Here is an 8,538-nt window from a genome sequence, read left to right as displayed (position 1 = left end):
ACCCGGGCCGGGCGTGGAGGGCCGCGCCCGGGGCCCCGGGCGCCCCCCCCCGGGCCCCGCCCCCCCCGGGGGGGCCCGGCCCGGCGGGGGCCAATCCGCATGGGCCCTTCCCGGCGACTCCGGGAAGGCCCCTTCCGTATGCGCCCGCGCGGGTCAGGCCCGCAGCGGGGTGAGCGGCACCTGGAGGGCCAGCAGCGTGCCACCGGGACCGGCCATCCACGCCCGGCCGGGATGCGTCGTCGCCCGCACCACACTGGGCATCAGCCGTACGCCGACCAGGTCGCCCTCGGTGAGGTTCTTCGGCGAGAGCAGCAGACCGCGCCGGGCCCGCCGGGCCGCGAGCGTCCAGCCGCTCATCCCGCTCTGGAAGCCCTCCGCCGAGGCCGCGTAGACCAGCCCGAGCCCCTGGTCCCGGCCGGAGACGGCGATCTCCTTGAGGAGCTTGTCCGCCGCCGAGTTGGTGATCAGGTCGGCGTCGTCGATCATCACGACCCGCGGCCCCGGCAGGGCGTCCAGCGCCGCCCGCACGGTCTCCGCCGACGGGTCGTTCTCGGTGAGCACGGTGGCCGTGCCGTGCCGCTCCAGGGCGCGCAGCGGCGACTCGCGCGGGGTCAGGACCACCAGCGAGGTACCGCCGGCCAGCAGTGACACGGCGATCGAGGCGAGCGCGTTGCTGCGGCCCGACCCGGCCGGGCCGAACACGCCGAACGCCGACGCGGAGCCCGCGAGGTCCGTGCCGACCGCACCGCCCTCGTCGCCGCCGACCCCGAGCAGCCCCCACATCGGCCGCCGGTCGGTCGCGGCGACCTTCTCGTAGGCCTCCGCGAACTCCACCGAGCGCGGCAGCACCGCGACCTGGAACGGCCGCCGGGCGTCCGGGACCTGGGCGTCCCGCTTGCGGGCGCTCTCGCCGATCGCCCGCAGCGCCTCGGCCTGCTCGGTGCCGCCACCGGCAGCCAGCAGCGCCACCTGGGTCTCGGTGCCGCTGAGCACGTGCCAGCCGCGGCCCGGCGGAATGTCGGCCGGGATCTTGTTCGGCATCATGCCGACGGCCTGGTAGTCACTGCGGTCGCCCTGCCGCAGCAGCAGCTTGTGGTCGTTGTGCGCGGCCATCCGCCCGCCCAGCAGGGAGCGTTCGGAGGTGGCGATGACATGGATGCCGGCGGCGGCGCCCTCGCGGATCAGCCGGGTCACCTCCTGCACCAGCTGGCCGTGGTCGTGCTCGTCGATGATGACCGAGAGCGAGTCCCAGCCGTCGATGAACAGCAGGATGTGCGCGGGCCGTTCGGCCTTCGGCAGCAGCTTGCGCAGCTCGGCGATACCGGTCGCGCTGTGCGTCTGCGCCAGGTCCTGCCGCTCGGTCAGCTCCCGGTTCAGCCGGCGCAGCATCCGGCCGAGCCGCTCCAGGTCGTGCCGGGAGACCACACCGCCGCAGTGCGGCAGCGCCCCGAGGGCGGTCAGTCCGCCGCCGCCCGCGTCGATGCCGTAGATGTGCACGTCGGCGGTGCTCGCCGCGCGGGCCGCCGAACCGGCGATGGTCCGCAGCACCTGCGTACGGCCGGAGCGCGGGGCGCCGATCACGTACAGGTGCCCGAAGGTGGCCAGGTCGGCCACGGCGACCCGGCGCTGCTGCAGCTGCGGGACGTCCTCCAGGGCGTAGGGGATGACCAGCCGGCCCTCGCGGGTGGCACCGAGTCCGTCCAGGTCGTCCAGGGTCAGTTCGCGCTGGAGCGGGGGCAGCCAGGGGCTGGGCTGCTGGGTGAAGTCGTCGAGCAGGTCGGCGGCGGTGCGGATCTCCTCGACGAGGACCTGGAGGTCGGTCGGGGCCGGGCCCTGGGCGGACGTGGTCGTCACTGTCCGCCGCTCGGCGGGCAGTTCGGCCGGGCGGCCGAGCGCGTCCCAGCCCACGTCCACCGCACGCACCGGCCTGCGCGGACCCGCCGCCTCCGTCTCGGCCGTCGCGGCCGGGGTCTCCCGGGGCCGCTCCGCGCCCACCCAGGCGGTCTGGAAGGGGTCCGCCTGCTTCGGCCCGCGCCGGACCAGGGCCCGGCCGGGGGTGGCGGAGGAGATGTCGACGGCGTCCTTGACGTCGATGATGTCCTGGCTCTCGGTCATGTCCGTCACCCGCAGCGCGATCCGCAGGTTGGTGTTGGCACGGATGTCACCGGTGACCACACCGGCCGGGCGCTGCGTGGCCAGGATCAGGTGGATGCCGAGCGAGCGGCCCCGCTGGGCGATGCTGATCAACCCGGGCACGAAGTCGGGGACTTCGCGGACCAGGGTGGCGAACTCGTCGATCACCAGCAGCAGCCGGGGCAGCGGGGCCAGCGACGGATCGGCGGCCCGCTTGGCCCGGTACTCGGGGTGGTCCTTGGCGTCGGCGGCGGCCAGCACCTGCTCACGGCGGCGCAGTTCGGCGCCGAGCGACTCCAGGGCCCGCTCCACGAGGTGGGCGTCGAGGTCGGTCACCATGCCGAGGGTGTGCGGCAGGTTGGCGCACTCCTTGAAGGCGCTGCCGCCCTTGTAGTCGACCAGCACGAAGGTGAGTTCGTCGGGCCGGTTGGCGGCGGCCAGCGAGGCCACGAACGTCTGCAGCAGCTCCGACTTGCCGGAACCCGTCGTACCGGCGACCAGGCCGTGCGGCCCGTCCTGCACCAGGTCCAGGGAGAGCGGCCCGTCGAAGCCGGTGCCGATCAGGAAGGAGGTGGAGGCGGGCTCGGACTGCCAGCGCTCCCACAGCGCCTGCGCGTTGGGCGGCTCCTGCTCCAGCAGGTCGAGCAGGCGGACCCGCTGGGGGAGTCCGGCGTCGTGCTCGGGGCTGACGTCACGGATCGGGGCCAGGGCGCGGGACAGCTGCTCGCACCACTCGGGGGAGACCCGGTCGGCACGGACGGCGGGCAGGTCCGGCGCACCGGGCCGGCGCACGGTCAGCCGGCCGTCGGCCGCGAGGACGACACCCGTGCTCTCCTCGGGCAGCAGCCGCTCCTGCTCGTCCAGACAGACACTGAAGATCCGCACCCGCGGGCCTTCCTTGAGCACCTGGACCATGCCGGGCACGTCGCGCAGCCGCCGCGCCCCGTCCGCGATCACCAGCACATCGGGGTCGGTGAAGACCACGTCCCGGTCGTTGCCGGCCTGCCGGCGGCGCGACTGCACCTGGGAGACCAGCTCGCTGATCCGGGCGGCGGTGGACTCGGGGTCGTTGCCGATCAGCACCACCGGTCCGGCGGCCGTGCCGGGCTTGAGATGCGGCAGCCAGCGCGTCCACGCCCAGTCCGCCACCCGGTCCGGCTCGGTCAGGACCACGACCCTCAGGTCGCGCGGGCTGTGCAGCACGCCCGCCTGCGCCACCAGCCAGCGGGCCAGCGGCTGCACCTCGGCGGCCGGACCCGCGATGCCCACCACGCCATGGGCGGTGATGTCGACGCCGATCGGCGTGTCGGGGATGTTCCAGCGGATCGAGCGGTGGTTCTCGTCCCGCGCCGGGTCCTCCAGCTCGCGTACCGACGGCTGGTCCACCGTGCCCAGGCGCAGCACCAGGTGGTCCGGGTCGCGGCGGCGCCGCTCCCAGAGCCGGCCGCCGGGTCCGGTCGCGATCAGGGCGACGGCGGCCGGGTCCGGGCCGGTCTTGTCCCGCACCCGGCGCTCGCCCACCACCGCGTCCCGGACCTGCTCCTCCAGGACGTCACGGCGCCGCTCGTAGGCCGCGTCCGACTCCAGGAACTGCTTGCGGGCCGCCCGCCGGCCGGTCGCCCAGTTCGACAGCATCATCATCGGGCTGAGGAACAGGAACACCAGGAAGTAGTACGACTTGAAGATGCTGACCATGAACAGACCGAGGACGATCGGGGAGATCATCATCACGGTCGGGAACGGCCGCTTCTGCGGCGGCGACGGCGGCTGCGGCAGCCGGACCCGCTCGGCGTCCAGGTGCGGGGCGATGCGCGGCGGCCGGTTGTAGTCCACGCCGTAGCCGTCGGCGGACGGGGTGACGGCGGCGTCCGGCTCGACGGGCGCGGTCATCCGCAGCAGCATCGGGCCGACGGTGAGATCCTCCCCGGCCGGCCACGGCACCGGGCCGGGCCCCGCCGGGCGTTCGCGCGGCGGCTGCGGGCGCGGGCGGCGCAGCTGGGTGATGGCGTCGTCCGGCGGCGGTGAGGCCAGCCGGGCCCGGACCGCGGCCTCGGGGTCGGCGTCGATGCGCTGCCAGGCCGCGGTGCCGTCCGCGCCGACCGTCACCCACAGCCCGGACTCCGGCACCCCGGCGGCGGGGTCGAGCCGCAGGGCGCACAGCGGGTCGGTGCCGATCTCGTGGCTGCCCGGCGCGAGCCGCCAGGTACGCCCGGCACCCGGCCCCGAGACGAGGTGCACCTCGGCGAGCACACCGTCCCGCTCGCCGTCGTCATGGACCCGGACCAGGTCGGCCGGGCGCGCCGGACCGCCGAGCCCGAGCAGCCCGCCGTCGTGGACCCCGCTGCCGGACACCGGTGCGGCGGGGTCGAGCCGGTGGTCCCCGGCGTAGAGGCCGCGCGTGCGCGGCGCGCCGGCCGTCGCCCAGTCCGCGCCGCCGGTGGCGGCGTCCTCGTCCTGGGAGAGGGCGGCGGCGAGATCGCCGACGGTGGCGTTCGAGGGCAGCCGGACCTGGTGGTCGCGGCGCTGTCCGTCCGTGGCGTCCACGGTGGTGATGGTGAGGTTCACGGCTCCCAGCCGGGCGGTCGTTCGTACGGGATCGGGGGACGGGTACGGCGGTCGGGGCGGCTACGGCGCCTGCGGCGAGGTCGCGGAGACGCCGGCCGCTTCGGAGGTGCTCGGTTCCGCGAAGTCGTCGTCGCCGTCGACGGCCGCGGCCGGAGCCGGGACCGGTGCGGCGGCGGGTGCGGGCTCGGGGGCCGGCCGGGTCGCGGAGACACCGGTCGGCTGGGCGGCGGGGGCCGCGCCGGCGTCGAGGTCCGGCTCGTCCGGCAGCAGGTCGGGGTCGGTGACGGGCGTGACGTCCGCCGCGGGCGCGACCTCGTCGTCGTCCGGCAGGCCGGGAGCCGGCGGCAGGACGGCCAGCGTCCGGGCGACGGCCCGGGACAGCGGCAGTACGTCGACGCGGGCGGCGGGCGCGCCGTGCACGGTGAGCATCGCGTCCGGCGCGATCTCGAGGAGCCGGGTCCGGCCCCGGGCGACCCCGAGGCTGAGCAGCCGCACACCGGACGGCAGCGCCCGCTCCAACGGCTCGGCGCACACCGCGACCTCGATGCCGGGCTGCCCGACGGCCGCCGCGGCCGGCAGCCCCGGATGCCGGGGATGCACCCCGGCGCCGATGGCGACCCGGCCCTCCGGCAGCCGGGCGTCCAGCTGGGCCGCGAGCGCCTGGAGCACGGCACGGGCCGTACGGGCGGCGCGCGCGGGGCCGTACACCGACAGCGCGGGCGGCCCGGAGCGCACGTCGAGCAGCACGGCGTGCCCCAGGTCGTGCCCCACGCAGACCAGCAGTGGTGCGACGGACTCCTCGGCCGCGTCCGTCAGGTCGGACCGGTCGATCCACCACAGGCGCGGGTCGCTCTCGTCCGCCGCCCAGGGCTCCGGCGGCTCGCGCAGGGCCTCGCCGTCCGCCGCGACCAGCACACCCAGCCACTCGGGTCCGGCCAGCACACCGTACGGCCGGACCCCGGGGCGGACGGCCGCGGCCAGCGCGGTGGCCCGCTCGGCGTCGGCCCACACGGCTGGGTCGCGCAGCAGCCGTACCAGCAGGCGCAGACCGCGCCGGTAGCGCAGCTCCATGCGCACCGGCCCGGTGAACGCCCGGACGGTGAGGGTGATCTCGCGGCCGAGCCGGCGCCACAGGGCCTTCCAGCCGCCGCCGCGCCGCACCAGCCAGTGCGTGACGGCGAGTACCAGGACCAGGACGCCGACGAGGCCGAGCAGGGTGGTGATGGTGTCGGAGGTCATCGCGTCTCTTTCCGGAGCTGCTCGGCCCCGGCCGGGCGGAAGCCGTGGGATTCGAGGGTGGCGCGCAGCGCGCGGATGCCGTGGTGGGTACGGGACTTGACCGTGCCCGGGGGCAGCCCGAGCCGGCGGGCCACGTCCTCGCCCGGCTGCCCGAGCAGATGGACCCGGGCGACCGCTTCGCGGTGCGCCGGGGTGAGGGTGCGCAGTGCGGAGACCAGGACCCGGCGGTCGCCGACCTGTTCGGCGTGGTCGGGTACCGGCGTGGGCATGGCCGGGCCGAAGTCCGCCGCCGTGATGCCCACCGGAACGCTCCGGTCCCGGCGCCGTCCGTCGACCACCAGGTTGCGGGCCACCCGGAAGAGCCACAGCCGGATGGGCCGGTCCCGCCAGTCCAGCCGGTCGGCCGACTGCCAGGCCCGCAACAGGGTTTCCTGGACGACGTCCTCCGCGCCGTGGGGGTCGCGCCCCATCAGGCCGGTCACGAAGCGGCGCAGGCTGTCGCGCTCCGCGAGAAGGAGGCCGAGCGTCCGGTCCGCGCCGTCGGCGCGGTCATGGTCGATGAGGCTCACGGCCTCCGCCTTCCGGTGTCGGGTGGTGCTGTGGTGCTGTGTGCTGCCGTGGGGGTGTGGAGCGGGGGGTAGGGGGTGTGGTGAATCGCTTCAGTGGCGAACGCTAGCGCGAAAGACGGAAGTTCCCGAAGTCGCCCTTGCTGCGCACTTCAACAAATTCGTCACAGCCAACTCCGCATAGGTGGACGGAAGGTGACGTTCGGCGGGATCTTCGTGGGCGGGCGCGCGGTTCGGCGCCGTCCCTTGGTTACTGTTCCTGTGCCCCCGCTTGTCCCGGGCGCTCCGAGACCTTCACGAGACCTGCAGGAGACGACGTGCCGCCCCTTCGCAAACCCCGGCCCTCGGCGGAACGGCCCGGTACCCCGGCGGGACGATTCAGCGACACCTTCGCCCGCCGCCCCGCCACGCCCCGCCGCGGGCTCGTGCCGGGCGTGCGGGTGTGGGCGACCGTCGGCGCGGCGGCCGGACTCACCGTGGTCACCGCCCTGGCCGTACCGCTGTTGAGCCGGGTGGACCTCTTCCCCGACCCGGACTCCACGACGGCCGCCGCGGTGGCGGCGGGGGAGCCCACCACCCTGTCCGCGACCTCCGAGTCCCCCTCGGCCTCCCCGTCGTCCTCGCCGAAGCCCTCGCACACGCCGTCCCACCGGCCCGCGAAGGACACCTCCGGCGGTTCCGGGTCGGCCGCCGGCACCGGCACCGGCTCGACCGGACAGCAGTCCGGCAGCGGGACCGTCGGCTCGGGGTCCGGCTCGGGTTCGAACTCGGGCTCCACGTCCTCGGGTACGAAGTCCAGCGGTACCAAGTCCTCCTCGTCCGGGTCCTCCTCGTCCGGCTCGTCCTCCTCCGGGGGCTCTTCGTCCAGCGGCGGCACCAAGTCCACCACCGTCGCCGGCGTGAAGCTGATCGGTACCGGATCCGGCCGGTGCGTCGACGTCACGGGCGGGGGCGGGGACGGCACCCGGCTGCAGATCGCGGACTGCTCGGGCGCCGCCCGGCAGAAGTGGGTCTTCCAGTCGGACGGCACCATTCGCTCGCTCGGTCTGTGCATGGACCTGGCCTGGGGCAACACCGCCGACGGCACCGCGATCCAGGTCGCCAACTGCAGCGGCAACCGCGCCCAGCTGTTCTACCTCAGCTCGGCCGGCGACCTGGTCAGCGCGCTCGCCGACAAGTGCGTCGACGTCACCGACAACGCCACGGCCAGCGGCACCAAGCTCCAGCTGTGGACCTGCGCCGGTACGAGCAACCAGAAGTGGCGCAAGGGCTGACGGCGGCAGGTCACCTCGTCCAGTGGCGGAGGTTGCGGAAACGGGCCTCCGCCCGGCCGGAACCGTGGTTGTACACGCCGTTCTTGAAGTAGCGGGTTGCCGGGCCCCGGTCGGCCACCGTCAGGACGAGGGAGTCGTCGAAGTAGACCCGGACGGTGCCGGTCCCGGTGCTCGCCTCGTGCGCGATCTTCACGTTGAACCAGGTGTCGTACGCGCCGGTGCGGAGCACCGTGCCGTCGTACCGGCGCACGGTGCCGCCGCCGGTGTCGTACACGTTGAGCATGATGTCGGTGGCCGGGGTGCCCGACGGGTGGACGCTGCGCAGGATCTGCACGAAGGACGCGCCGTCGGTGCCGGACGGCAGGTACACGTCGGCGTCCCACATGTGGCTGCCGGTGCTGTAGTCGACCTTCCAGCGCATCTCGGTGCGCGGGTCGGTGTCGCTGCCCTCCTCGAACGGCTCGTCGGTGGCGTACACCCACATGCGGTGCACCCCGTCGGCATAGCTGTGCCGGTCGGCGAGGTCGAGGTTCCAGGGCTTCTGCCAGCTGTAGGTGAACGAGGTCTGCGTCCAGCCGTCGGTCGGGTCGGCCGCCGCGACGGCGACACCCGTGGTCAGCGGGAGGGTGAACAGCGCTCCGGCGCCGGCCCGTAGGACGGATCTCCGGTTCATCGAGGGTCCTTTCCGGTGAGGAGGTGCGAGCGGAAACGCAGGCAACCTCAATACATCGGAGGAGTCAAGAACTTGAGTGATGGTTATT

The 8,538-nt window shown here is 74.7% G+C and carries 5 protein-coding genes; 1 reads left to right on the top strand and 4 read right to left on the bottom strand.

Features of this window, described 5'->3' with window-relative positions; all coding sequences use genetic code 11:
* Positions 1 to 153 precede the first annotated feature (153 nt).
* The 3 genes from ACGFZS_RS41680 to ACGFZS_RS41670 are packed head-to-tail and all read right to left on the bottom strand — an operon-like array spanning position 154 to position 6,506.
* Positions 154 to 4,698 (bottom strand): FtsK/SpoIIIE domain-containing protein, encoded by a 4,545-nt coding sequence (locus ACGFZS_RS41680; RefSeq protein WP_393799528.1) that lies wholly within the window; start codon positions 4,696 to 4,698, stop codon positions 154 to 156.
* Positions 4,699 to 4,758: 60 nt separating this feature from the next.
* A complete protein-coding gene (locus tag ACGFZS_RS41675; protein WP_393799527.1) occupies positions 4,759 to 5,937 on the bottom strand; it encodes a hypothetical protein in 1,179 nt (392 codons plus the stop codon).
* Positions 5,934 to 6,506, bottom strand: coding sequence for a sigma-70 family RNA polymerase sigma factor (locus ACGFZS_RS41670; protein WP_393799526.1), 573 nt, complete (start codon positions 6,504 to 6,506; stop codon positions 5,934 to 5,936). Before ACGFZS_RS41670 ends, ACGFZS_RS41675 begins: the two co-directional genes overlap by 4 nt.
* Positions 6,507 to 6,820: 314 nt before the next feature.
* Between ACGFZS_RS41670 and ACGFZS_RS41665 the strand changes: the two genes are divergently transcribed.
* On the top strand, positions 6,821 to 7,777 hold the full coding sequence (locus ACGFZS_RS41665; RefSeq protein ID WP_393799525.1) for a ricin-type beta-trefoil lectin domain protein: 957 nt from the start codon (positions 6,821 to 6,823) through the stop codon (positions 7,775 to 7,777).
* Between the two features lie 10 nt (positions 7,778 to 7,787).
* On the opposite strand, the gene ACGFZS_RS41660 is transcribed toward ACGFZS_RS41665, so the two are convergent.
* Positions 7,788 to 8,450, bottom strand: a complete 663-nt coding sequence (locus ACGFZS_RS41660; protein WP_393539775.1) for a polysaccharide lyase family 7 protein — start codon at positions 8,448 to 8,450, stop codon at positions 7,788 to 7,790.
* Between the last annotated feature and the right edge of the window lie 88 nt (positions 8,451 to 8,538).

Source organism: Streptomyces sp. NPDC048288 (assembly GCF_043201555.1).
Classification (GTDB): domain Bacteria; phylum Actinomycetota; class Actinomycetes; order Streptomycetales; family Streptomycetaceae; genus Streptomyces.
The sequence above is the reverse complement of the archived record's forward strand: the minus strand, read 5'-3'. Positions and strand labels throughout refer to the sequence as shown.